The 24,132-nt window shown below is 70.3% G+C and carries 21 protein-coding genes; 7 read left to right on the top strand and 14 right to left on the bottom strand.

Annotated elements, in window-relative coordinates:
• Positions 1–25: 25 nt before the first annotated feature.
• The gene (locus EAH86_RS12975) at positions 26–115 is read right to left on the bottom strand and encodes a 3-isopropylmalate dehydrogenase (RefSeq protein WP_194150778.1); all 90 of its coding nucleotides are present in this window, start codon (positions 113–115) and stop codon (positions 26–28) included.
• A 307-nt stretch (positions 116–422) separates the two neighbouring features.
• Between EAH86_RS12975 and EAH86_RS12970 the strand changes: the two genes are divergently transcribed.
• On the top strand, positions 423–962 hold the full coding sequence (locus EAH86_RS12970; protein ID WP_140741395.1) for a GNAT family N-acetyltransferase: 540 nt from the start codon (positions 423–425) through the stop codon (positions 960–962).
• A gap of 116 nt (positions 963–1,078) precedes the next feature.
• Here EAH86_RS12970 and serA read toward each other — a convergent pair whose 3' ends face one another.
• The 4 genes from serA to EAH86_RS12950 all read right to left on the bottom strand — a co-directional run bounded on the left by serA (position 1,079) and on the right by EAH86_RS12950 (position 6,505).
• Positions 1,079–2,662, bottom strand: coding sequence for a phosphoglycerate dehydrogenase (gene serA, locus EAH86_RS12965; RefSeq protein WP_140741393.1), 1,584 nt, complete (start codon positions 2,660–2,662; stop codon positions 1,079–1,081).
• A 344-nt stretch (positions 2,663–3,006) separates the two neighbouring features.
• Positions 3,007–4,035 carry a ketol-acid reductoisomerase gene (ilvC, locus tag EAH86_RS12960; RefSeq protein ID WP_140741391.1) on the bottom strand — a complete coding sequence of 343 codons (1,029 nt, stop codon included), beginning with the start codon at positions 4,033–4,035 and terminating at the stop codon, positions 3,007–3,009.
• A 124-nt stretch (positions 4,036–4,159) separates the two neighbouring features.
• Positions 4,160–4,672, bottom strand: coding sequence for an acetolactate synthase small subunit (gene ilvN / locus EAH86_RS12955; RefSeq protein ID WP_140741388.1), 513 nt, complete (start codon positions 4,670–4,672; stop codon positions 4,160–4,162).
• Between the two features lie 6 nt (positions 4,673–4,678).
• Positions 4,679–6,505 (bottom strand): acetolactate synthase large subunit, encoded by a 1,827-nt coding sequence (locus EAH86_RS12950; protein WP_241668375.1) that lies wholly within the window; start codon positions 6,503–6,505, stop codon positions 4,679–4,681.
• 463 nt (positions 6,506–6,968) lie between these two features.
• On the opposite strand from EAH86_RS12950, the gene EAH86_RS12945 reads away from it, so the two are divergent.
• Positions 6,969–8,303, top strand: coding sequence for a M48 family metalloprotease (locus EAH86_RS12945; RefSeq protein WP_140741382.1), 1,335 nt, complete (start codon positions 6,969–6,971; stop codon positions 8,301–8,303).
• Between the two features lie 2 nt (positions 8,304–8,305).
• Here the strand turns inward: EAH86_RS12945 and ilvD are convergent, their stop codons facing one another.
• The 4 genes from ilvD to EAH86_RS12925 all read right to left on the bottom strand — a co-directional run bounded on the left by ilvD (position 8,306) and on the right by EAH86_RS12925 (position 13,416).
• The gene (ilvD, locus tag EAH86_RS12940) at positions 8,306–10,033 is read right to left on the bottom strand and encodes a dihydroxy-acid dehydratase (protein ID WP_140741380.1); all 1,728 of its coding nucleotides are present in this window, start codon (positions 10,031–10,033) and stop codon (positions 8,306–8,308) included.
• An 85-nt stretch (positions 10,034–10,118) separates the two neighbouring features.
• A complete protein-coding gene (locus EAH86_RS12935) occupies positions 10,119–10,643 on the bottom strand; it encodes a SixA phosphatase family protein (protein ID WP_140741378.1) in 525 nt (174 codons plus the stop codon).
• A gap of 92 nt (positions 10,644–10,735) precedes the next feature.
• Positions 10,736–12,799, bottom strand: coding sequence for a YhgE/Pip domain-containing protein (locus tag EAH86_RS12930; protein ID WP_140741376.1), 2,064 nt, complete (start codon positions 12,797–12,799; stop codon positions 10,736–10,738).
• Complete coding sequence (locus tag EAH86_RS12925) at positions 12,796–13,416, bottom strand: ABC transporter ATP-binding protein (protein ID WP_140741373.1); 621 nt, start codon at positions 13,414–13,416, stop codon at positions 12,796–12,798. The genes EAH86_RS12930 and EAH86_RS12925 overlap by 4 nt, the downstream gene beginning before the upstream one ends.
• 83 nt (positions 13,417–13,499) lie before the next feature.
• On the opposite strand from EAH86_RS12925, the gene EAH86_RS12920 reads away from it, so the two are divergent.
• Positions 13,500–14,162: a TetR/AcrR family transcriptional regulator gene (locus EAH86_RS12920; RefSeq protein ID WP_140741371.1), complete on the top strand. Its 663-nt coding sequence runs from the start codon at positions 13,500–13,502 to the stop codon at positions 14,160–14,162.
• An 82-nt stretch (positions 14,163–14,244) separates the two neighbouring features.
• A complete protein-coding gene (locus tag EAH86_RS12915) occupies positions 14,245–15,354 on the top strand; it encodes a PLP-dependent cysteine synthase family protein (RefSeq protein ID WP_140741369.1) in 1,110 nt (369 codons plus the stop codon).
• Between the two features lie 95 nt (positions 15,355–15,449).
• Here the strand turns inward: EAH86_RS12915 and EAH86_RS12910 are convergent, their stop codons facing one another.
• Positions 15,450–15,734, bottom strand: a complete 285-nt coding sequence (locus EAH86_RS12910; protein WP_140741367.1) for a MoaD/ThiS family protein — start codon at positions 15,732–15,734, stop codon at positions 15,450–15,452.
• Positions 15,731–16,819 (bottom strand): WD40/YVTN/BNR-like repeat-containing protein, encoded by a 1,089-nt coding sequence (locus EAH86_RS12905; protein ID WP_140741365.1) that lies wholly within the window; start codon positions 16,817–16,819, stop codon positions 15,731–15,733. The genes EAH86_RS12910 and EAH86_RS12905 overlap by 4 nt, the downstream gene beginning before the upstream one ends.
• Positions 16,820–16,955: 136 nt before the next feature.
• Here EAH86_RS12905 and EAH86_RS12900 point away from each other — a divergent pair, with 136 nt between their 5' ends.
• The gene (locus tag EAH86_RS12900) at positions 16,956–17,738 is read left to right on the top strand and encodes a glycoside hydrolase family 16 protein (RefSeq protein WP_140741363.1); all 783 of its coding nucleotides are present in this window, start codon (positions 16,956–16,958) and stop codon (positions 17,736–17,738) included.
• Here EAH86_RS12900 and EAH86_RS12895 read toward each other — a convergent pair.
• On the bottom strand, positions 17,735–18,652 hold the full coding sequence (locus EAH86_RS12895; protein ID WP_140741361.1) for a 2-hydroxyacid dehydrogenase: 918 nt from the start codon (positions 18,650–18,652) through the stop codon (positions 17,735–17,737). The two genes, EAH86_RS12900 and EAH86_RS12895, sit on opposite strands and share 4 nt — an antisense overlap.
• Before the next feature lie 128 nt (positions 18,653–18,780).
• Between EAH86_RS12895 and EAH86_RS12890 the strand changes: the two genes are divergently transcribed.
• Positions 18,781–19,965 (top strand): PQQ-dependent sugar dehydrogenase, encoded by a 1,185-nt coding sequence (locus EAH86_RS12890; protein ID WP_140741358.1) that lies wholly within the window; start codon positions 18,781–18,783, stop codon positions 19,963–19,965.
• A 10-nt stretch (positions 19,966–19,975) separates the two neighbouring features.
• On the opposite strand, the gene EAH86_RS12885 is transcribed toward EAH86_RS12890, so the two are convergent.
• Positions 19,976–20,641 (bottom strand): response regulator, encoded by a 666-nt coding sequence (locus EAH86_RS12885; protein ID WP_140741355.1) that lies wholly within the window; start codon positions 20,639–20,641, stop codon positions 19,976–19,978.
• 9 nt (positions 20,642–20,650) lie between these two features.
• The gene (locus tag EAH86_RS12880) at positions 20,651–22,012 is read right to left on the bottom strand and encodes a sensor histidine kinase (protein WP_206665828.1); all 1,362 of its coding nucleotides are present in this window, start codon (positions 22,010–22,012) and stop codon (positions 20,651–20,653) included.
• A 164-nt stretch (positions 22,013–22,176) separates the two neighbouring features.
• Here EAH86_RS12880 and EAH86_RS12875 point away from each other — a divergent pair, with 164 nt between their 5' ends.
• On the top strand, positions 22,177–24,084 hold the full coding sequence (locus EAH86_RS12875; RefSeq protein WP_140741353.1) for an alpha/beta-hydrolase family protein: 1,908 nt from the start codon (positions 22,177–22,179) through the stop codon (positions 24,082–24,084).
• The last annotated feature ends 48 nt before the right edge of the window (positions 24,085–24,132 follow it).

The raw sequence follows: 24,132 nt of genomic DNA, 5'->3' as shown, positions 1-24,132 counted from the left end.
GGTGCGGAGGATTTCGCCTGCGACGTCAGTCGTCGGAGTGACCCTGCTCGCGCAGGTCCATCGACTCCTGCAGTGCCTGACGTGCCTTGTCTGCTTCTTCGCTCATCTGAATCATTCCTTTGCGGATGTCCCTGTGTCCCAACAGGGTTCGGGTCTGGGTGAGTTCTCGGAATCGCACTGGGCACTCGCCGGATAACGGGGCGCCTCTGTCAGCCACGCACGCGGGATCTCCGCGGCGAGTGGGCTGACTACCGGAACTCGCCGCGGCAAATAAGAATTACGACCTGCCGCGTCATGTCCTCGAGGTTACGTGGACGTCCAACTAAACGACACCCGTTTCCCACGCTGTGAGACACCTCTGGACGTGGCCCCGGTCACGTGTCGCGGCGGCCCCTCCGTCACCCGTGTCCTAGGTTGGTCCAGTGCATCCAGAGGGCTACACCGTCTGCCGCCTCGCGCTCGACGACGCCGCCGCGCTGGCGGCCGCCTACGACCGCAACCGGGAACACCTCAAGCCCTGGGAACCCACCCGCCCCGACGCGTTCTTCACCGAGGCCGGGCAACGCGAGACCATCTCCGGGCGCCTCGACCAGGTCGCCCAGGGCCTCTACGACTGCTGGCTGCTGTGGCACGGTCACGACGTCGTGGGTGCGGCGAACCTGCAGAACATCGTCCGTGGCGCCATGCAGGGCGCTGACGTCGGCTACTGGATCGACCACGGCCACCTGCGGCGCGGCCTGGGCGTCGCCACCCTGGAGTTCCTCGTCGAGCGCGCGCACGAACTCAACCTGCACCGCCTCGGGGGCAGCACGAACGTGGCAAACCTCCCGTCCCAGCAGGTGCTGCGGCGGTGCGGTTTCCAGGAGTACGGGCGGATCCCGGAGTTCCTCTACCTCGACGGAGCCTGGCAGGACAGCATCCTGTTCAACCTCGTGCTCCACGACGGCCCACCGCGGGGCTGAGCCCGCCGACCAAGCCCTGCACAGCCAAGCCAAGCCCCACAAACAGGTATGCCGGTCGGTCCCCGCGGTGGGGACCGACCGGCATACCTCGTGGTTGCTCGTGGTGGTGCCGGGACTCAGCTGAGGTCGACGACGCTCACGTCGGCGCCGACCTCGGTCACGATCGCGGCGAGCACGTCGGCGGGGATGCTCGAGTCGACAGTGAGGGCGACGAGCGCCTGGCCGCCCTTCTCGTTGCGCGCCACCTGCATGCCGGCGATGTTGACCTGCGCGTCGCCGAGCAGCCGGCCGACTGTGCCGATGACACCGGGGCGGTCGACGTAGGTGAAGAAGGCGAGGTGCTCGGTCAGCGGCACCTCGATGTCGAACCCGTTGACACCGACGATCTTCTCGATCAGGCGCGGGCCGGTCAGCGTGCCCGCGACGCTGATCGTGGCGCCGTCGGCCAGCGTGCCGCGCAGGGTGGTGACGTTGCGGAAGTCCTGCATCGTCGGGTCGGTGAGCAGGCGCACCTCGCAGCCACGCTGCTCGGCGAGCAGCGGAGCGTTGACGTAGGTCACCGGGTCCTCGGTCACGTCGGTGAACAGGCCCTTGAGCGCGGCGAGCTTCCAGATCGACACGTCGTACTCGGTGATCTCACCCTGGACATCGACGTCCAGCTGCACCGGCACCGAGCCGGCCAGCGAGGTGAAGATGCGGCCGAGCTTCTCGACGAGCGCGATCCCGGGGCGGACCTCTTCCGGGACGATGCCGCCGGACACGTTGACGGCGTCCGGGACGAGGTCTCCACCGAGCGCGAGCCGCACCGACTTGGCGACGGCGACGCCTGCCTTCTCCTGCGCCTCGTCGGTCGAGGCACCGAGGTGTGGCGTGACGACGACGGACTCGTGCTCGAAGAGCGGGCTCTCGGTGGTCGGCTCGGTGGCGAAGACGTCGATGCCGGCACCTGCTACGCGGCCCTCGCGCAGCGCCTCGGCGAGGGCTTCCTCGTCGACGATGCCGCCGCGGGCGGCGTTGATGATGCGCACGGTCGGCTTGACCTTGGTCAGGGCCTCCTTGCCGATCAGGCCAAGGGTTTCCGCGTTCTTGGGCAGGTGCACAGTGATGAAGTCGCTCTGCTCGAGCAGCTCGTCGAGGGTGACCAGCTGGGCGCCGAGCTGGCCGGCACGCTGGGCCGAGACGTAGGGGTCGTACGCGAGGATCTCCATGCCGAAGCCCTTGAGCCGCTCGGCGACGAGCTGGCCGATGCGACCGAACCCGACGACGCCGACCTTCTTGTCGAGCAGCTCGACACCGCCGTACTTGCTGCGCTTCCAGGCGCCGGCCTTGAGGGCCTGGTTGGCCGGGGCGATGTTGCGGGCGGTGGACAGCAGGAGGCCGACCGCGAGCTCGGCAGCAGAGGTGATGTTGGAGGTCGGTGCGTTGACGACCATGACGCCGGCCCGGGTCGCGGCGGGCACGTCGACGTTGTCGAGGCCGACGCCGGCGCGGGCGATCACCTTGAGGTTCTTGGCCGCGGCAATGGCTTCGGCATCCATCTTCGTGGCCGAGCGGATCAGCACGGCGTCGACGTCGGCGAGGGCCGGCAGCAGCGCCTCGCGAGAGGCTCCGTCGACGTGGCGCACCTCGAAGTCGGGCCCGAGGGCGTCGATGGTGGCGGGCGAGAGTTCCTCGGCGATCAGCACGATCGGCTTGCTCACGTGTCAGTCCTTTGGTGGGTCACGGATGGGTTCACTGATGGGTCCGGCACCACGCTGTGCCCGCGGTCAGCATAAGGCTCCGCCCAGCATGTGGATGCCGTGGCTCGACATGTGACACACGCAGTGTGGTGCAGGCCACAGCTCCACGCACGGTGGGGTCGCAGGGTCGGCTCCACCGGCCGACCGACCCGACCGTCCAAGGTTTGTCCACCGTTGGGGACAACCTGGGGACAACTCGTGCGGACTGCCCGTCGGACCGCCCGGCGGTCCATCCCCGAGCACACGACGAAGCCGGCCGGCCCCGCGAACGGGACCGACCGGCATACGTTGCTCTCTGCTGCTCGTCAGCGCGCGGCGGAACCCTCGACGTAGTCGGAGTCCGTCTCCTTGATCCAGCTCATCAGCTTGCGCAGCTCCTTGCCGGTGCCCTCGATCGGGTGCTGGGCACCCTTCTCGCGCAGCGCCTTGAACTCCGGGCCGCCGGCGTCCTGGTCGTCGATGAACCGCTTGGCGAACGCGCCGTTCTTGATGTCGGCCAGCACCGCCTGCATGTTCTCCTTGACGCGCGGGTCGATGACGCGCGGGCCGGAGACGTAGTCGCCGTACTCGGCCGTGTCGGACACCGACCAGCGCTGCTTGGCGATGCCGCCCTCGACCATCAGGTCGACGATCAGCTTGAGCTCGTGCAGGCACTCGAAGTAGGCGACCTCGGGCTGGTAGCCGGCCTCGACGAGCGTCTCGAAGCCGTACTGCACCAGCTGGCTCGCGCCACCACAGAGCACCGCCTGCTCACCGAACAGGTCGGTCTCGCACTCCTCGGTGAAGGTCGTCCGGATGCCGCCGGCGCGCAGGCCACCGATGGCCTTGGCGTAGGACTGGGCGAGCGCCCACGCCTCGCCGGAGGCGTCCTGCTCGACGGCGAGCAGCACGGGCACGCCGCGGCCGTCGACGTACTCGCGGCGGACGAGGTGACCGGGACCCTTGGGGGCCACCATGATCACGTCGGAGCCGGCCTCGGGCTTGATGTAGTCGAAGCGGATGTTGAAGCCGTGGCCGAACAGCAGGCCAGCACCCTCCTTGAGGTTGGGCGCGATGTCGTTGGCGTAGACCGTGCGCTGCACCTGGTCGGGCGTGAGGATGACGACGAGGTCGGCTTCCTTCACGGCGTCCGCCACGGAGCGCACGGTGAGTCCCTCGGCCTCGGCCTTGGCGCGGCTCTTGCTGCCGTCGGCGAGGCCGACGCGGACGTCCACCCCGGAGTCGCGCAGGTTGAGTGCGTGGGCGTGGCCCTGGCTGCCGTAGCCGATGACGGCCACCTTCTTGCCCTGGATCACGCTCAGGTCAGCGTCGTCGTCGTAGAACATCTCGGCCACGGTGGCCACTCCTTAGTGTTGTCAGTACTTCTTCGGGTGATCAGTGAAATCTGTTGGGCTTCAGAACGATTCAGGTATGCCGCGTGGTCGTCGCGGCGGGTGCCGCGGCAGTCGCGGGGTCGCGCTAGGCCGTGCGGAGTGCCCGATCGGTGATCGACCGGGTGCCGCGACCGATCGCGACCATGCCGGACTGGACCAGCTCCTTGACGCCGAACGGCTCGATGACCTCGAGGAACGCGGCGAGCTTGTCGCGGTTGCCGGTCACCTCAATGGTCAGGGTGTCGCTGGCGACATCGACCACCTTGGCACGGAACAGCTGGACCGTCTCCAGCACGTGGCTGCGGCTGTGCACGTCGGTGCGAACCTTGACCAGCAGGATCTCGCGCTGCACCGAGGCGGTGGGCTCGAGCTCGACGACCTTGAGCACCTCGATCAGCTTGTTGAGCTGCTTGGTGACCTGCTCGAGTGGGAGGGCGTCGACGTCGACGACCACCGTCATGCGGGAGATCTCCGGGTGCTCGGTCGGGCCCACGGCGAGCGAGTCGATGTTGAAGCCGCGCCGGGAGAACAATGCGGCGATGCGTGCGAGCACGCCGGGCTTGTTCTCCACCAGGACCGAGAGGGTGTGCTTGCTCATCGCCATCTACTTACCGTCCTTGTCAGCATCTTCGGGCTGCTCGGTGGCCTCGTCCTCTTCGCGATCCCACTGCGGCGCAGTGTCCTTCGCGACCTGGATGGCGTCGTTGCTGACCCCCGCCGGGACCATCGGCCAGACCATGGCGTCCCGGTGGACGACGAAGTCCACGATCACGGGGACGTCGTTGATCTCCATCGCCTTCTTGATCGTGGCGTCGACGTCCTCGGGACGTTCGCACCGCAGCCCGACGCAGCCGTAGGCGTCCGCCAGCTTGACGAAGTCGGGGATCCGGCTGCCGACCGAGGTGTGCAGGTCGGTGTTGGAGTAGCGCTTGTCGTAGAACAGCGACTGCCACTGGCGCACCATGCCCAGGCTGCTGTTGTTGATGATCGCGACCTTGATCGGGATGTTGTTGATGACGCAGGTCGCGAGCTCCTGGTTGGTCATCTGGAAGCAGCCGTCGCCGTCGATGGCCCAGACGACGCGGTCCGGCTGGGCGACCTTCGCGCCCATGGCGGCCGGCACGGCATACCCCATCGTGCCGAGGCCACCGGAGTTGAGCCAGGCGTTCGGGCGCTCGTACTGGACGAACTGGGCGGCCCACATCTGGTGCTGGCCGACGCCTGCGACGTAGACGGACTCGGGGCCGCTGATCGCGCCGATGCGCTCGATGACGTACTGCGGCGACACGCTGTCCTCCTCACCCTCGGGCGACGTGTACCCCAACGGGAAGGTGGCCTTCCAGCCGGCCGTCTGCTCGCGCCAGGCGTCGTAGTCGCCCACGGCGCCGGCCTCGCGGTCGGCGGTGACCGCCTTGATGAGCTCGCTGATGACCTCGAGCACGTCGCCGACGATGGGGACGTCGGCGTTGCGGTTCTTGGAGATCTCGGCGGGATCGATGTCGGCGTGGATGACCTTTGCTTCGGGCGCGAACGTCGCCAGCTGGCCGGTCACCCGGTCGTCGAAGCGGGCACCCAGGGTGATCAGCAGGTCGGACTTCTGCAGGGCGGTGACTGCCGCGACCGAGCCGTGCATGCCGGGCATCCCGAGGTGGAGCGGATGGCTGTCAGGGACGGCGCCGCGGGCCATCAGCGTTGTCACGACAGGGATCTGGGTCAGCTCGACGAACTCACGCAGGGCGTCGGAGGCGTTGCCGCGGATGACGCCACCACCGACGTAGAACACCGGCTTCTTGGCCTGGGCGATGAGGCGGGCGGCTTCGCGGATCTGCTTGTTGTGCGGCCGTGCCACCGGACGGTAGCCGGGCAGGTCGAACTTCGGTGGCCAGGAGAACGTCGTCTTCGCCTGCAACGCGTCCTTCGAGATGTCGACGAGCACTGGTCCGGGGCGACCGGTCGAGGCGATGTGGAACGCCTCGGCGATGACTCGAGGGATCTGGTCGGCATCGGTGACGAGGTAGTTGTGCTTGGTGATCGGCATCGTGATGCCACGGATGTCGGCCTCCTGGAAGGCATCCGTGCCGATGGCCGCGGAGGCGACCTGGCCGGTGATCGCCACGATCGGAACCGAGTCCATGTAGGCGTCGGCGATGGCGGTCACGAGGTTGGTCGCGCCCGGACCGGACGTCGCCATGCAGACACCGACCTTGCCGGTGGCGCTGGCATAGCCCTCGGCCGCGTGGCCGGCACCCTGCTCGTGGCGGACCAGGATGTGACGCACCTTGACCGAGTCGAGCAGCGGGTCGTAGGCCGGGAGGATCGCCCCGCCCGGGATGCCGAAGACCGTGTCGACCTCCATTGCCTCGAGGGAAAGCACCAGGCTCTGGGCGCCGGTCACCTGCGTGGGCACCTTGGCCTTCGCCTGCTCGGCCAGCCTGGACGGACTGGGCGCCGGACTCGGGGCCGGTTTCGCGTCGCTCACTTCACTACCGCTTTCGGTTCTCGCTGGTGGTGGACCACTGGGCTCTGCTCGCAGGATCGGTTCACACCGGATCTGCTCACAAAAAAACCCTCCAGTTCCGGTGGGGAACGTCGGAGGGCAGCGCGCTGGCTCTCGGGATGAGGGCCTGCGCGCTAAGGAAGTACGAGAATTCGTGCCACACGAGAACTCTCTCGCCGACCCCCGATGGTGTCAACGTGCGAGACAGCCGGTCCCACGATCCGGACCTGTCGTCTCAGTCACAGGACCACCCTCACCCGACTTGTTGCCACCTGGTGGTCAGCCGGAGTGGATTTCGGCGTCCTGTGACCATCTCCCCGCAACAAGTGCCGCCGGGGGTGCCCGACTTGTCGGAAGCCGACCCGCGACGACGCCATCGACAATAGGCTCCCTCGTCGTGCCAGCCAGAGCGTCCACCGCCACACAGACCGTCTGTACCCAGTGCGGTAACGCGATCCCGCGGGTCGGGTTGGCGACAGTGCCCTGGTGCACGCACTGCCGGTGGAACCTCGATGCGTACGACCCGGCAGTCGCGCCCTATCGGGGCACCAAGCTGCTCAGTCGGTGGGGCTACCGCCGCGGACGCCAGCTGGACGAGCGCCTGCTGCGCGAGCTCGGCTCGGACCGCTCCACGCCGAGCGCCGCGACGGTCGGGAGCGTGTGGCTGATGGCCGTGTCGGCTCTGATCGTGCTCCTGATGCTGGGGTGCCTGGCCGGTGTGGTCTGGGCCTGGGTCACGCCGCACTGGCCGCTGGGCATCCGCATCCTGGCGTCCCTCGTGCTGTTCGCAGCCGCGGCTGCTCTGGCTCCGCGCTTCCTTGCGGTGCCGAAGGCCACCCGCCTCGCAGACGGCCAGGGCATCGAGCTGCGAAGGCTCGTCAACGACGTCGCCGCGGCCGTCGGTGCGGCTCCTCCTGACGCCATCGTCTTCGACATGAGGGTCAACGCCGCGGTCGCGCGGTTCGGGTGGCGTCAGGAGACGCTGCTGGTGATCGGGGTCCCACTGTGGCTGATGCTGACTCCTGAGGCGCGGATCTCGGTGCTCGCGCACGAGTTCGGTCACGTCGTCAACAACGACCCCATGCGTTCGGTGCTCACGCTTCCGGCGCGGTCCTTCGGGGCGCGCGCGGTGGCGGCAACCGGCGGCCGCAACCCTTGGCTGCGCGCGCTGGAGGGCGCAGGCTCAGCCGCGTGGCACGGCGGGACGTTCGGCGGGTTCGCCGGCATCGTGTTGCATGCGGTGCTGGCGTTGGTCAACACCGTCGGCGCGGCCCTCCAGCTGATGGTCGACAGCGTCGCGATGCCGGACAGTCGACGCGCCGAGTTCCTGGCCGATCTCAACGCTCGCGAGGTGGGCGGCAGCAAGGCCTTCATCGTGAGCTCGGAACGACTGCTCATCGCCCCCGGGATCTGGCAGGACCTGTGGGACCAGGCACCTCGCATCCAGCCCGAGGAGCTCGTCACCGTCGTCGAACGCTCGTCCGCCAGACGCTCGCGCGACATCGGTGTCCTGCGTCAGGCGTCCCGCCGGGAGGTCGACCTGTGGTCGTCCCACCCCTGCGACGACGACCGCATGACCCTGGTGGAACAGCTGCCCGTCGTCGGTCCCGCGCTCCAGCTCGGCGACCACCGGTGGGCGAGCATCGATGCCGAGCTGTCCCAGTGGTACGCCCACCTCCACAAGACCCTGCTCGGCACCCGCGACCGGATCGACCACCGCCCGGCGGGCTGACCTCAGCCGCAGACGGCTCCGCCGCTGGCACTGCCGACGAGCTTGCGGTACTTGGCGAGGACGCCGCGCGGGTACTTGGACTCCGGGGGGACGAAGCCCTCGGCTCGGCGAGCCAGCTCTGCCTCGTCGACGTGGACGTCGAGGACCCCGTTGGCCACGTCGAGGGTGATCCGGTCACCGTCGCGCACGAACGCGATCGGGCCGCCGTCGACCGCTTCGGGTGCCACGTGACCGACGCACAGCCCGGTCGTCCCGCCGGAGAACCGGCCGTCGGTCAGCAACAAGACGTCCTTGCCCAGCCCGGCTCCCTTGATCGCACCGGTCACGGCGAGCATCTCGCGCATCCCCGGGCCGCCCTTGGGTCCCTCGTAGCGGATGACGACGACGTCGCCCGCCTTCAGCGAACCCTCCGCCACTGAGTCCATCGCGGCCCGTTCGCCGTCGAAGACCCGCGCCGTCCCTTCGAAGACGTCGGAGTCGAACCCGGCCGACTTGACCACCGCACCCTCGGGGGCCAGCGTTCCCTTGAGGATCGTGATGCCGCCGGTCTTGTGGATCGGCTCCTTCATGGCGCGCACGACCTTGCCGTCGATGTCCGGGGGCGCGATGTCGGCGAGGTTCTGCGCCATCGTCTTGCCGGTCACGGTCAGGCAGTCGCCGTGGAGCAGCCCCGCGTCGAGCAGCGCGCGCATGACGACCGGCACTCCCCCGACCCGGTCGATGTCGGTCATGACGTACTGGCCGAACGGCTTCACGTCAGCCAGGTGCGGCACCTTGGCCCCGACCCGCACGAAGTCGTCCAGGGTCAGGTCTACCTCGGCCTCGTTGGCGATCGCCAGCAGGTGCAGCACCGCATTCGTGGAGCCGCCGAACGCCATCACGACGGCGATGGCGTTCTCGAACGCCTCCTTGGTCATGATGTCCCTGGCCGTGATGCCGCGGCGGAGCAGTCCAACGACCGCCTCCCCGGACTTCCGGGCGAAACCGTCACGACGCCGGTCGGTCGCCGGCGGCGCAGCCGACCCGGGCAGCGACATCCCGATGGCCTCGGCGACGGAGGCCATGGTGTTGGCCGTGTACATGCCACCGCAGGCGCCCTCGCCCGGGCAGATCGCGCGCTCGATCGCGTCCACATCGGCCCGCGACATCAGGCCGGCCGCGCAGGCGCCCACCGCCTCGAACGCGTCGATGATCGTCACGGTCTTCTCGGAGCCGTCGGACAGCTTGGCGATCCCCGGGAGGATGGACCCGGCATACAAGAAGACGCTGGCGAGGTCGAGGCGCGCCGCGGCCATGAGCATGCCGGGCAGCGACTTGTCGCAGCCTGCGAGGAGGACCGAACCGTCGAGCCGTTCCGCATTCATCACTGTCTCAACGGAATCCGCGATGACCTCGCGACTCACCAGTGAGAAGTGCATGCCCTCGTGGCCCATCGAGATGCCGTCGCTGACGGAGATGGTGCCGAACTCCAGCGGGTAGCCACCGGCCGCGTGCACGCCGTCCTTGACGGCCTTGGCGAGCCGGTCGAGGGACAGGTTGCAGGGGGTGATCTCGTTCCACGAGCTGGCCACCCCGATCTGTGGCTTCACCCAGTCGTCGTCCCCCATGCCGACGGCACGGAGCATGCCGCGCGCGGCGGTCTTCTCGATGCCGTCGGTGACGTCGCGGCTGCGCGGCTTGATGTCGACGCCGGCGGTGACTGCGCCCACAGTGGGCTCGGTGGTCGTCATGTCCGCAGTCTAGAACTCGGGTCCACAGGGTGGGACGCCGGTCTCACAGACCGAAAAGACAAGACGAGCCACGTATGCCGCGTGGTCACCCGCGCGAGACGTGGCACCGCTCGAGCTCCGCGGTGCCGAAGTCGAGACCGGACCACGGCCCGGCGTAACGCAGTACGGCCAGTGAGGACGTGGGGAACCCTGCGGCCAGGCACTCGTGCGCCGCTGAGGATCCGTCGCCCTCGGACAGGCGGCTGGCGAGCATCGCCATCGTCGGGTTGTGCCCCACGACCATCACGATCTGGGCCTCCCCTGCCGACTCCCGAACGGTCTGCAGCACGGTCTGCGCGCCGCCGGAGTAGATCCCGTCGTCGAACTCGATCGTCTCGCCGCAGGCGCCCCCGTCGACGGCCGCCGCCCAGGTCTGGCGGGTGCGCGCAGCGGTCGAGCAGAGCACCAGCTCGGGTCCGAGCTCGTGCTCGTGCAGCCAGGCGCCGGCCGCCCGGGCATCGCGCTGGCCGCGTCCGGTGAGCGAGCGCTCGTGGTCGGGCTTGCCGACGACCTGTTCGGCCTTGGCGTGCCGGAAGAGGATGAGCACCTTGTCATCGCTGGCGAGGGTCATACCCCGAGCATGGACCCGTTGGACGACAACAACCAGTCTTGACAGCAGCGCCCGAGGCGAGACGACATACCGCCGCAGACCGGGCGGCCTCCTCAGATCGCGAGATCCGGCTTGATCCGCGCTGCCGACCACATCGCGGCCTTGCGAGCAGCCCAGGTCGACAACAGGAATGCCCCCACGACGTAGGCCCCGAGGACGACGAGGTCGAGCCCGAGGTGGGTCAACGAACCGCCGTACATGAGCCGCCGGATCCCGTCTACCGCGTAGGTCATCGGCAACGCATGGTGCAGCGGGTGCAGCGGTTCGGGCAGCGTCTGCCACGGGAAGGTCCCTCCGGCACTGACCAGCTGCAGGACCATGAAGACCAGGCCGAGGAACTTGCCGGGCGAGCCGAGCCGGGCCGCGAGGGCGTGCAGGATCATCACGAAGGTCATCGAGACGGCAACCATGAAGCCCAACAACAGGACCGGATGCTGTGCGGAGATGCCCACACCTCGCAGCACCACGGCATACACGAGGACGGACTGGACCACGCCGAGAGCTGCGGGCGCGAGCCATCCTCCCAGTGCGGTGCGCCAGCTCGGCTGGCCCGCCGCCAGCGCGCGCGACGAGAGCGGCTTGACGAGCAGGAACAGCACGTAGGCACCGATCCACAGCGCGAGGCTGAGGAAGAACGGGGCGAGTCCCGCGCCATAGGTGGCCGCCGACGCGAGTGAGGAACCCTTGACCCCGACTGGGTTTCCGAGCGTCTGGGCCACCGCCTTGCGGGCGTCCGCACTGGGATCGGGGATGGAGCGCAGACCCTGCTGAAGTCCGTCGTGCAGCTGCACCGCACCGGCGTCGAGCCTGCCGAGGCCCCCGGCGAGCTCGGTGGCACCCGACCGCAGCGCGGTCGCCCCGTCGAGGGCGGAGCGCTGACCGGCCGCGAGGTCACTCGCTCCGGCGGCCAGCCTCCGGTTGCCGGCCGCGAGCTCACTCGCCCCGGACGCCACGGTGGAGCTGCCCGATGCCGCCTGGTGGATACCCGTGTGGAGGGGCCCAGCCGCGTCGGCGAGCTGGTCGGCGCCGGTCGCGACCTGCGCCGCTCCGGCCGACAGCTGGTCGAGCTGGGTGGACGCGGTCCGGATCTGCGAGTTCGCATCGGTCACCGGTCCGCTCAGCGTGGCCGCCGCGTCGAGAACCTGGCGCACCTGCGCGTCGGTGAACCCCGCGGCGCGCAGCCGGTCGGCCAACGCGCCCTGGCTCGTCGTCATCGTCGTGACGAAGGTCGAGGCAGCCGAGGCGACCCTGCGGCCGGAGGCGGCCACCTTGGCGTTGCCGTCGGCGACCTGCTGGGCGCCGTTGGCCAGACGCCGGGTGTCGGCCGAGAGAGAGCTCGTGCGCTGGTCGAGGGTGGACAGGCCCGAGCTCAGCGCGGTGGCACCGGAAGAGAGCCGGTCGGCGCCAGAGGCGGCCTCGCTGGCTCCCGACGACAACGCGTCGGCCCCGGTCACGAGCTTCTTCTCACCGGCCACGAGCTGACCCGCACCCGCCTCGAGCTGACCCGCACCGTCGGCCGCTTTGCGGGCACCGTTCGCCAGCTCAGCCGCACCGTCGGCCGCCTCGCTCACCTTGTCGTGGATCGTGGTGAACCCGACGAGCAGCTGGCTGGCAGCAGTCGAGCTCACCTGCGAGGCAACAGATTTCGTCACCTGGGCGACGAGCTGGTTGGCGATGGTGCGCGACAGGTAGTTGTTGGCGTCGTTGGTCTCGATCTCAAGCTGAGCCTGTCGGGGCGTGAACTCGGCGCTCGAGGCCAGGGCGGCCGAGAAGTCCCGCGGCACGATGAGGGCGAAGTTGTAGGTTCCGTCCTCGACGCCCCTGTTGGCGGCAGCGCGGGACACCCGGTGCCAGCCGAAGCTCCTGGAGTCGGCGAGCTCAGAGGCGACCTGGTTGCCCACAGCAAGGTCCTCGCCGTTGGCGAGGGTGGTGCCGGCATCCTCCACGACGACTGCTGCGGGCACGCGCTCCAGACCGCCATAGGGATCCTTGTTGGCGTAGAGGTAGAGCCCGCCATAGAGGGTCGGGACGAGCACCAGCGCGAACAGGGCGGCGCGCGGCAGCCGCCCGGCGGTGATGCGGCGCAGCTCGGTCAGAGCCAGTCTGATGGCGGTCATGCCGATACCCCCAGCTCGAAGTGGATGCCCTTGGCCAGCCCCTTCGCCGTGGCATGAGTGCACTGGACCACCACCGTGAGCCCCTCGGCGGCCAGGTCCTCGGCAGTGCGCCACCAGCGTCCAGGGTCGCCGCCGAACCGGTCGGGGGCCGATACCACGAGCACCGTGGTGGCAGCCCGGCTCGCGGCGACCTGCATCAACAAGGAGGTGCGCTCGTGGGACGGAAGGGTCTCGAACCGCATCGTGGCCAGCGCGCCGCTGCCACGGCCGCCGAGGAACGCCCGCGTCGCCGCCCGGCTCGACGGGCGTCCGGCGAGGGCGAGCTGCTCGGCCATCGCTGCACGCACGCTCAAGGAGTCCTCCGGTGAGGTCACGTCGGGAACGTCGACCAGCGACACGTGGCGGCGACGCAGGGCGGCGTCTGGCGAGCCGTCGAGGGTGACCTCGCCAGACGCGGTGGTGACGCGCCCACCGAGAGCGAGCGCGAGCGCCGTGTGGCCGTGGCCGGGGTCCCCCGCAACGACGGTCACCTGACGCGGAGTCGCCCGCAGGCTGGTGGGTAGCAGGAGGGGTCCGTGCAGTCCTGCGACGCTGACCCCGTCGGCGATGAGCTCCATGGGCAAACCTGTTCCAGTCCGGCACTATTGGCCGACCATTTCGATACACATCTGTATTCAATACAGGAGTGTATCCTTCGAGCATGCCCATCGCCACTTCCCGTGACGTGACTCCTGCCACGGCCCGCCCTGGAGCGCCTCGGCGCACGGCCCGTCGGGAGGCAACGCGTCAACGGCTGCTGACTGCGGCGGCCGACGTCTTCGCCGAGCGAGGCTTCCACGGTGCGAGCGTCGAAGACATCTGCGAGCGCGCCGAGTTCACCCGCGGCGCCTTCTACTCCAACTTCGGGAGCCGCGACGAGCTGGTCCTCGAGCTCTACGCCCAGCACGCAACCAGGCTGCAGGCCGCGGTCGGCGATCTCGCCGCGCAACCGGGCTTGACGCTCGACGAGCTGCTGGAGGGCGTCATCCGCGTGTGGACCGGCCAACCCGAGGAGCGACGTCGTTGGCACCTGCTCATCAGCGAGTTCGCCCTGCACGCCCTCCGTGACCCGGCGGCGCGCACCGCCTACGCCGACCTCCAGAGGGCCCTCCGCCGAGACCTGGTGGCCCTCGTCGACCAGATCGCGAGCGCCCACGGCCTGACCCTCACGCTCCCCACCGAGGACACCGTCCGGATGATCACCATCGTGCTGCAGGGCGGCCTCGGCCAACACCTCCTCGAACCCCGCGCCGTCCCCGCCGGCACCCTCGAGCGGGAGTTCCTGCCACTCCTCATCGCGGCGGCCACCCGCCCCGGCCGATAGCCTTCGTCCCACCACGACGAGGTGACCCGAGGCAGTGAACCCGCGGCCGCGGCATACCTCTAAGCGCAGTGAGGAACGACCGATGGAGCAGCCGCCCGCCCTGATCGACGTCACGGCGTCCGCGCCGAGGGACCGGCCATGGCTCGACGAGGCGATCCGCCGCATCCAGGCCGACGCGAACCGCAGCGCCGACACCCACCTGGTGCACGTTCCACTCCCTGGGCTCCCCGACATCGACCTCTACCTCAAGGACGAGTCGACGCACCCCACGGGCAGCCTCAAGCACCGTCTGGCGCGGTCGCTGTTCCTCTATGCCCTGTGCAACGGCGAGCTGCACGACGGCACCACCGTCATCGAGGCGTCGAGCGGCTCGACCGCGGTGAGCGAGGCCTACTTCGCGCGGATGCTCGGGCTGCCGTTCATCGCCGTCATGGTGCGGACCACCAGCCCGGAGAAGATCGCCCTCATCGAACGCGAGGGTGGTCACTGCCACTTCGTCGACGACGCGGGCGAGGTCTACGAGGTCGCGCGCGGGCTGGCCCAGGAGCGGGGTGGGCACTACCTCGACCAGTTCACCTTTGCCGAGCGGGCCACCGACTGGCGGGGCAACAACAACATCGCCGAGTCGATCTTCGAGCAGATGGGTCGTGAGCGGCACCCCGTCCCCCACTGGGTCGTGGTCGGCGCCGGCACCGGTGGCACCAGCGCGACCATCGGGCGCTACGTGCGGTACCGCGGGCTGGCCAGCCAGGTGTGCGTCGTGGACCCGGAGAACTCGGCCTTCCTGCCGGCGTTCTGCGGCGACGACGCCGGGGTCACGGCGGCCTGCGGGTCACGCATCGAGGGCATCGGACGGCCGCGGGTCGAGCCGAGCTTCGTGCCGAGCGTGGTGGACCGGATGATGCTGGTCCCCGACTCGGCCTCCGTCGCGGCGATGCGCTTCCTGACCGAACGCACCGGCCTGCGGGGTGGCGCGTCCACCGGCACCAACGTGTTCGGCGCGTTGCGCCTCGCCTGCGAGATGGCCGAGCGGGGCGAGGGCGGCAGCATCGTCTCGCTGCTGTGCGACGGGTCCGAGAGGTATGCCGGGACCTACCGCAACGACGACTGGCTCACCGAGCGCGGGTGGAACCTCGAGCCGCACCGCGCGGTGCTCCGCGCCGCCTGGGACGACGGCGTCTGGACCGGCTGACCCAGCCCCCTTCCCCCGAGTCTTTGAAGGCTTTGACGGGCCAGGGTGCGTCAAAGCCTTCAAACACTCGCGTCAGGTAGTGGACGGCGGTCCGGTCAGCCGCCGGAGACCGCGTTGATCACGTGGACCGTCGAGCTCGGGGTGACTGCCGTCTGGACCCCGTCGGCGCGCTTGGCGTCCTCGCCGTCGACGAAGACGTTGACGTGGCGACGGATCTGGCCCCGCTCGTCGCGCACCCGGGACGCCAGGATCGGCCACGGCTCGAAGGCCAGGTCGAGCACCTCGCCGAGCGCCGTCTCCCCGCCCAGCTCGACCGGCAGCTCGGCCGCACCGTCGGCCAGGTCGCGCAGCAGACCGGGGAGCACCACACGTGCGGTCATGACAGGGTGACCGCACGCACGCAGAGCACGTCGGGCAGCTGTTCGGCGATCCGGGCGAACGAGTCGCCGCCGTCGATCGAGGCGTAGACCTCGCCGTTGCGGGTGCCGAGGTAGAGCCCCGGCTCGTCGAGGTTGGTGTCCAGGCACGCGGCATCGCGCAGCACGTTGGTGTAGCTCGGCGACGGCAGTCCCTCGTGCTGGGTCCGCCAGGTTGCACCGGCGTCGTCGGTGCGCTGGACCTGCAGCTCGGCCGCCGGTGGGATGCGCTCGCCGTCGGAGGCGATCGGCACCAGCCACATGGTGTCGCCCTGGCTCGGGTGCGCCACCGCGGTCATCCCGAAGTTCGTCGGCAGCCCCGCCTCGATCGACGTCCAGGTCACCCCGTCGTCGTCAGAGCGGTAGACGCCCTTGTGGTTCTGCGCGTAGAGCCGGGTCGGCGTGCCGCTGTCGCGAACCACCTTGTGGACGCACTGGCCGAACTCGGGCCACTCGTCGTGCGGCTGGAAGTACGCGTGGATACCGGTGTTGCCCGGATTCCACGAGGCGCCACCGTCGCGCGTGTTGTAGACGCCGCCCGTGCTCATCGCGACCAGCATGTGCTCGGCGTCGGCAGGGTTGGGCAGGACGGTGTGGATGGCTCCGCCGCCAAAGCCTTCGCCCCACTCCGGGCGGTGCGGGTGCTCCCACAGGCCACGGTTGAGCTCGAACGTCTCGCCCCGGTCGGCACTGCGCCACAGGCCCTGCGGCTCGGTGCCGGCCCAGACCACTGCCGGGTCGTGCGGGTCGGCCACCAGCTGCCAGGTCGCCTTGAGCGCGGTGTCGGTGTCCTCGGGAAAACGGATCGACCCCTCAGGGTGCTCGACCCAGGTGGCGCCGAGGTCGTCGGAGTGCTGCAGCGACGGCCCCCAGTGCGAGGAGCGGAAGCCCACGAGCAGCCTCGTCGGGTCGGTGCGCGTGTCGAACAGCACCGTCAACACCTCGCTCATGAGGAAGTGCGGCCCCTCGACCCGCCACGTCTGCCTGTCCTCGCTCCGGGCCAGCCACAGCCCCTTGCGCGTGCCGATTCCCACCACGGTCTCACCCATGTTTCCCATACTGGCACTCCTCCGGTCGTCCGACACGTGTCGTGGGTGCAGACCCGGGTTCGGCCCAGAACTCATCGGTGCCCACCGTCGTGCCCACCGTCGGCCCACCGTCGGTGGCTGCCGTCAGGATGGACCCATGCGCTCCCCCGCTGGCGACCACCAGGGCTTCGTCGACGACTTCACCGGCACCGACCTCGACCTCTCGGTGTGGGTGCCGCACTACCTACCGCAGTGGAGCTCGCGCGCCGCGAGTGCGGCCACGTATGCCGTGCGGGAGTCCGCCCTGCACCTCACGATCCCCGCGGACCAAGGACTGTGGTGCCCCGGTGAGCACGATCCCCTGCGGGTGTCCGGGGTGCAGTCCGGCGTCTTCTCAGGTCCGGTCGGCAGCACCGTGGGCCAGCAGGCCCCGTGGGAGGGCGCGGTGGTGCGCGAGGCCCAGGAGCGCCACTTCGGCTGGACCCCGCAGTACGGACGGCTCGAGATGCGGGCGCGGATGGACCTCTCATCCCGCTCGATGGCGGCCTGGTGGCTGGTGGGGTTGGAGGACCAGCCCGACCGGTGCGGCGAGCTGTGCGTCTTCGAGGTATTCGGTGACACCATCACGCCGGGGACCGCGGCAGTGGGAATGGGCGTCCACGCGTTCGCCGACGCCGCCCTGACCGAGGACTTCGCCGCTCCGGTGCTCGAGCTCGATGTCTCGCAGTTCCACACCTATGCCGTGGACTGGACCGCCGACCGGGCCGTCTTCCTCGTGGACGGCGAGCCGGTGCAGACCGTCGAGGTGACGCCGGACTACCCGATGCAGTCGATGATCGCGGTCTTCGACTTCCCGGACCGGGCCGGACCCTCGTCCGACGGACACGTGCCGACCCTGGAGGTCGACCAGGTCACCGGGCCGACCGGACCCGCCGCCTAGACCAGGTTCCGCAACGGTCTCCCGGCGGCATACGCCCCGAGCTGCTCCTGGAGCAACCGGGCGGCGCGCGGCATGAAGGCGGTCGACGCCCCACCCACGTGTGGCGTGATGAAGACGCCGGGGGTGGTCCAGAGCGGGTGCTCGGGTGGCAGTGGCTCGGGGTCGGTGACGTCGAGGGCTGCCCTGATCCGGCCCGCCGACGCATGCCGGACGAGCGCGTCGGTGTCGACGACGCCTCCCCGGGCGACATTGACGACCAGCGCGCCGTCGGGCAGGGCGGACAGGAAGGCCTCGTCGACCAGGGCCGCGGTCTGCTCGCTCAGCGGCACGATCACGATCACGACGTCCTGCTGCGGCAACAGCTCGGGCAGCTCGTCCACCCCGTGCACGGATCGGACGAGCTCGTCACCGGCGCGGGGCCGGCTCGCCACCGCAGTCACCTGCACCTCGAACGGCGTGAGGCGGGCGGCGATCGCGCGACCGATCGACCCGTAGCCCAAGACCAGCACCCGTTTGTCCGCCAGGGCCTGGTGGAAGACTGAGGGCAGCCAGGTCCTTTCCTGTTGTGCCGCAAAGAAGTCCGGGAAGTCGCGCAGGCTGGCCAAGGTCAGGGCGACAGCCAGCTCGGCCGTCGACGCGTCGTGGACCCCGGTGGCGTTGGCGAGTCGCACCCCGTCGGGCAGGACGGCACGCACGTCGTCGTAGCCAGCGGTCAACAGCTGCACGAGCTCGAGGTTCGGGACGTGCGACAGGGCTGCCAGCCGACTGCCCGCCCCGATGTAGGGCGGGACGACCACCGTGATCTCGTCGGCACGGTCGGGCTCCCCATCGAGGTCCCACACGGCGAGCTCGACTCCCGAGATAGGGCCCACGGCGTCGATCCATTCCTGCCCCGGCAGGGTCACCAGCGTCATGTCCCTCACGCTAACCCCACGGGGCGTCCTCGTCCCGACCGGTCCGAGCCAGGGCCGATGGCGCACCGCATCGGGCGTGTTCCCGTCGCGCCCCAGCGCATCCCGATCCTCGTCGCGCACAATGGGGTATGCCGCGTGCACCGTTTCGTCCATGGCGCACCTCCGCAGGGACCGCAGCCGTCGTCGCCGGGGTGGTGGCCGTGCTGCTCATCAACAGCTGTTCCGGCACGGAGGACTCGGGTGACGAGGCGACCGTCTCGGCCCCCGTCCTGACCACCCCACCCAGTGCCAGCACGACGACGACGACGACGACCAGCGCGTCGACCACGACGACGACGGCCGCCTCGCTCGCCACGGCAACCATCGCCACCGACCTGGACGTCCCGTGGGCCATCGCGTTCCTCCCGGACGGCTCGGCCTTGGTCACTCTGCGCGACAAGGCCGAGCTGCTGCAGATCCGCCCGGGCAGGTCGCCCACGGTGCTCGGGAAGATCCCGGGCGTGCGGCCCGATGGCGAAGGCGGACTGTTGGGCGTCGCGGTGTCACCGCGGTTCGCCAGCGACAGCAGCATCTTCGTCTACTTCACCGCGGCGGACGACAACCGCGTCGTGCGGCTGACCTTCGCGAATGGAAAGGCGACCAAGCCGACCGTCGTGCTCCGCGGCATACCCAAGGCGGGTAACCACAACGGTGGCCGCCTCGCCTTCGGTCCGGACGGCTTCCTCTACGTCACTACCGGCGACGCCGGGAAGTCGGACCGCGCGCAGGACAAGGCCGCGCTCGGCGGGAAGATCCTGCGGATCACGACCGACGGCAAGCCCGCACCCGGTAACCCGTTCGGCAACTCGCCCGTCTGGAGCTACGGTCACCGCAACGTCCAGGGCATCGCGTGGGCACCGGACGGGCGGATGTACGCCAGCGAGTTCGGGCAGAACACCTGGGACGAGCTCAACCGCATCCAGCCGGGCCGCAACTACGGCTGGCCGGTCGTCGAGGGCAGGGCCGGGCGGTCCGGGTTCACCGATCCGCTGGCCCAGTGGCCGACCTCGGAGGCCTCGCCGAGCGGGATCGCCGTGGCCGACGGCGCGGTCTGGATGGCGGCCCTGCGCGGCGAGTCGCTGTGGCGAGTTCCACTGACTGCCAACGGAATCGGCACTCCGGAACGGCTCCTCAGAAGCAAGTACGGCCGGCTCCGCGACGCCGTCAGCGGTCCGGACGGTCGGCTGTGGGTGGTCACGAGCAACACCTTCAGGGGCAACCCGGCCGCCCACGACGACAAGGTGGTCGCGCTCCCGCTCGACGGTCTCGGCTGAGGACCGCTCGTCAACCGCCTGGGGTCACCACGGCGTTCTCGTAGGCGAACACGACGGCCTGCGCACGGTCCCGCAGGTCGAGCTTGGTGAGCACCCGGCTGACGTGGGTCTTGACCGTCTGCTCGGAGACGTAGAGCCGCTCGGCGATCTCGGCGTTGGAGAGTCCGGCAGCGACCACCTCGAGGACCTCACGCTCCCGACCGGTGAGCTCGGCCAGCCGCGGCGACTCGCGCGGAATCGGACCCCGACGACGCACGACGTCGGCGATGAACCGCTTGATGATGGTCGGGGCGAGCAGGGCATCGCCGCGGGCGACGACGCGCACGGCCTGGGCCAGCTCCTCGGCGGGCGCGTCCTTGAGGAGGAACCCACTGGCCCCGACTCGGAGCGCCTCGTAGACGTAGTCGTCGACGTCGAACGTCGTGAGGATCAGCACCCGCGGACGCAGGTGCACCGGCGAGGCCATGATCGCGGCGGTCGCCTCGAGGCCGTTCATCTCGGGCATCCGCACGTCCATCAGCACGACGTCCGGGTGCAGCCGCGCGACCTCGCTCACGGCTTCCTTGCCGTTGGCTGCCTCACCGATGACGGTAATGTCCGGCTGGGCCGAGAGGAGGGCGCCGAACCCCTGACGCACCATCGCCTGGTCGTCGGCCACCAGCACTGTGATCGACATGCCCCGACCCTACTGACCCTGCGTGTCGGACGCCGTCGTTGCCGACGCCTCGACCGCGCCACCGGGGTTCGACGCGGGGTCGGCGTCGTTGCCGGACCCGCTGTCGTCGTCGGCGTCGCCCGGATCGGTGACGGTCGCTGGAAGGACCGCCTCGACACGGAAGCCACGAGTCGGCGTAGGCCCGGCTGCGAGCGTGCCGCCGGCAGACTCCGCCCGGGTGCGCGCACCCAGCAGGCCGCTGCCGCCGCCGGTCTCGCGCCCCGGACCGGGCAGGCGCGGTGCGACCGAGTTCTCGACGGAGAGGCTGAGCCCCTTCGCGTCGAGGCTCACTTGCGCGCGCACCGCGGCACCGGGTGCGTGCCGCGAGGCGTTGGCCAAGCTCTCCTGCAGGATCCGGTATGCCGCCAGCCCGACTCCCGGCGGCACGGAGGCGAGGGTCGGCGGCAGCTCCCCCCAGGTCAACGGGAGCCCGGCCGCTCGGCTGGACTCCAGCAGCGCAACGAGGTCGGCGCCGCCGGGGACCGGCGCGGACGCCACCTCGTGCGACTCCGTCCGCAGCACGCCCAGCACGGCGCGGACCTCGTTGAGGGCGGCACGCGCGGACTGCTCGATCGAGGTGAACTCGGCCTTCGCATCGTCCCCGACCTCGTCGAGCCGGTAGGGAGCACTCTGCGCCTGGACGACGATGAGCGACATGTGGTGGGCCACCACGTCGTGCAGCTCGCGGGCGATCATCGACCGCTCCTCCAGCACGGCGCGACGGGCTCGCTCTTCCTGGGTGCTGACGGTCTCGATGGCCAGCTGGCGGCGCGACAGCACCAGCCAGCGGACGAGCAGGGCCACCCCGGCCAGCAGCGCCTGGCCGATCGCCCAGGGGCGCAGCTCCTCGGGGAGCAGGAGCCCGAACACGACCGCCGTCCCGCCCACAGCCCCCGCGACCTCCTGCCACCGGGCGCGCAGCGCGACCGCGGCGACCATGGTCAGCAGGACGAGGAAGTGCACGACCGGCCACGGCATCTGCCAGCCGGGGAGGGCCATGTCGGCGAGCGCGAACCCGATGGCGCCGCCGATGCTGATCGCCCAGCCGGCCATCGGGCGGATCCGAGCCAGGAGGAGCGGAGCGGTCTCGACCAGCGCCACCACCGGGCGCAGGGAGACCGTGACGTCGTGGGTGAGCGACAGGGTGGCCCACGCGATGACGAACAGGATCGCAGCCAGGACGAACAGGGTCGTCTCGGGCGAACGGGTGAGGAAGCGGAACGCGAACCGAGCCGGCGCACTGGCCCACCGGCCCACCGTGGCCACCCCGCGTCCGGTGCGGACGACTCCACGCCCGGCGGCTCGGGGCGCCCTTGCCAGTCCTGTCCTCATGTCGGCAAGGCTACGAGGGGTGGCCCCGTGGGGCGTCACTCTGTGGAGTGACATGCACGTACCCCACGGGTAGGGGCAGGCTCCCTCCGACTACTTGAGAGCTAGGTGGATCTGGCTCTCCCGCTTGATGATTCGTGGCGTTCGCCGTTCCTACGTTCGGCGGCATGAAAGCCATTCGAACCCTGTTGATGCTCGTCCTCGCCCTGGGCGCGTGCCTGTGGGTCGGCGGCGCTGCCGCCCTGCGGTCGGCAGCAGCCGACCCGCGCTCCCTCAACGCGGCGACCCAGGCGGCCGTGGCCGCCCTCGTCACCGAGCCGGCTGACCGCGCAGCGCTGGCAGTGCCGACGGGCTTCGCGGCCTCGCGGGGGTACCGACCGACGGTCAGGGGCGGCGTGCTGCTCGACCCTCGGGGCAGCTGCTCCTCGCCAGTCCCCCTGCCTGCCTCGTTCACGCCGGGCTGCCAGCGGCATGACCTCGGGTACGACCTGCTGCGCCATGCGGCAGTGGTCGGTCACCCGTTGCCCGGCTCCGCGCGGCGCGCCATCGACGACCAGCTCGGCACCACGATGCGAGCCTCGTGCACCATCAGCAGGCGCGCGACGCCGAGCACGGCTGCCCGAGTGCGGTGCGCCGCATTGGCCGAGGTCGCGATGGCCGCGGTGCGGATCAACTCGTGGCGCCAGGGCTGGTCCGTCCCCGGCCACGAGTCGGTGGCCAGCGTGGCTGAGGGCACGGGTGCCGTGGGCACCGCCGGCGCCGCGTCGGTGCTGCTCGTCGGGGCCGCAGGCACGACCCGGCTACGCCGTAGCCTCCGCTCCCTCCTCGCCGGTTCCCGATCCCTCCTCGCCGGTTCCCGAGCCACCTGGTCGCGGATCGGCCACTCGCGGATCTGGGACCTCGCCGACCGCGCACCCAGGGTGTCCACGACCGTGACTGCCGCCCTCGCGGCATACGCCTCGGTCTTTCCCGGGCTGCTCCCCCGCAGCGCCCTCCTCCAGGGCTTGGCCACGGTGGTCTTCGTGCTGCCGGCACTCGCGATCGTCCGGCGGGTGCGTCCCTTGGCGCCGAGGCACGGCGGCCGGGCCAGGGTGGTCGTCGCGGCAGCCAGCACTGCCGTCCTGGGACCGGTCCTCTGGTGGGCCGATGCCCAGCAGGATGCGCAGCGGGTCGCAGCCGGCGTAGCCCCCGACGGGATCCGGCACTGGGTCGTGGCCGCTGTCGTCGTCGCGGCAGCGGTCGTGCTGGGGCACGGCGTGCGACAGGTGGTGCGGCTTCGTCGTCGCGCCTGGCGGCCGATGGTCGCGATGGCCGCGATGGGGGCACTGATGGCGCCGGCCGCGCCCGCCCAGGCGACCACGCCCACAGCGGCGTCGAACCGTGCGCTGACCGCGTCCTCACCGCTGGGCGCCGTTCGGGCCTACGCCGCAGAGCGTCCGGGCGAGACCTTGCACCAGCGCGCGCAACTGGTGGCCGACGACCTCGTCGCGCACGGTGGGCTCACCAAGTCCCGGGTGGTCGTCATGGTGCCCACCGGGTCCGGGTGGGTCGACCCGGCAGCCGTCGACGGGTTCGAGCGGCGGTTCCATGGTGACGTCGCCCTCGTCGGGATGCAGTACGCAGCAACACCGAGCTGGGTGGCGTTCCTCTTCCAGCGCGACGTCGCGGAGCAGGGGGCTCGGGAGCTCGAGAAGGCCGTGGCCGACCGGATCGCGTTGCTGCCGCCCGACGCCCGTCCCCAGCTGCACCTCTACGGCGAGAGCCTCGGCGCCCTTGCCGGGCAGGCGGTGCTGGCCCACCCCGTCGAGGCGGCTCGGGTCTGCTCAGCGCTGTGGGTGGGCTCGCCGGGTGGGGCCACAGCCGGTCGTGGGCGGGAGGCCAGCGTGGCGAACCCCAGCGACCCCGTCGTGCACGCGACTCCCGCGCTGCTGGTCCGCCCGACCGCGGGTGGACCGTGGCTCCCGGGAGTGAGCTTCGCCCAGGCAGCCTTCGACTATGTGGGGTCGCTGTCGCTGCCGTCCGGGCACGGCCACCGGTACGGCGCCGACCAGGTCGACCATCTGCCCGCCTGTTGACCTCGGGGTACGTTGACCGTGGCGGCCACGGCGGTCGACCAGCGCAGA

The organism is Pedococcus bigeumensis, assembly GCF_006438965.1.
Lineage (GTDB): Bacteria > Actinomycetota > Actinomycetes > Actinomycetales > Dermatophilaceae > Pedococcus > Pedococcus bigeumensis_A.
Note: the sequence above shows the minus strand (reverse complement) of the source record. Positions and strands in the feature narration are given on the sequence as shown.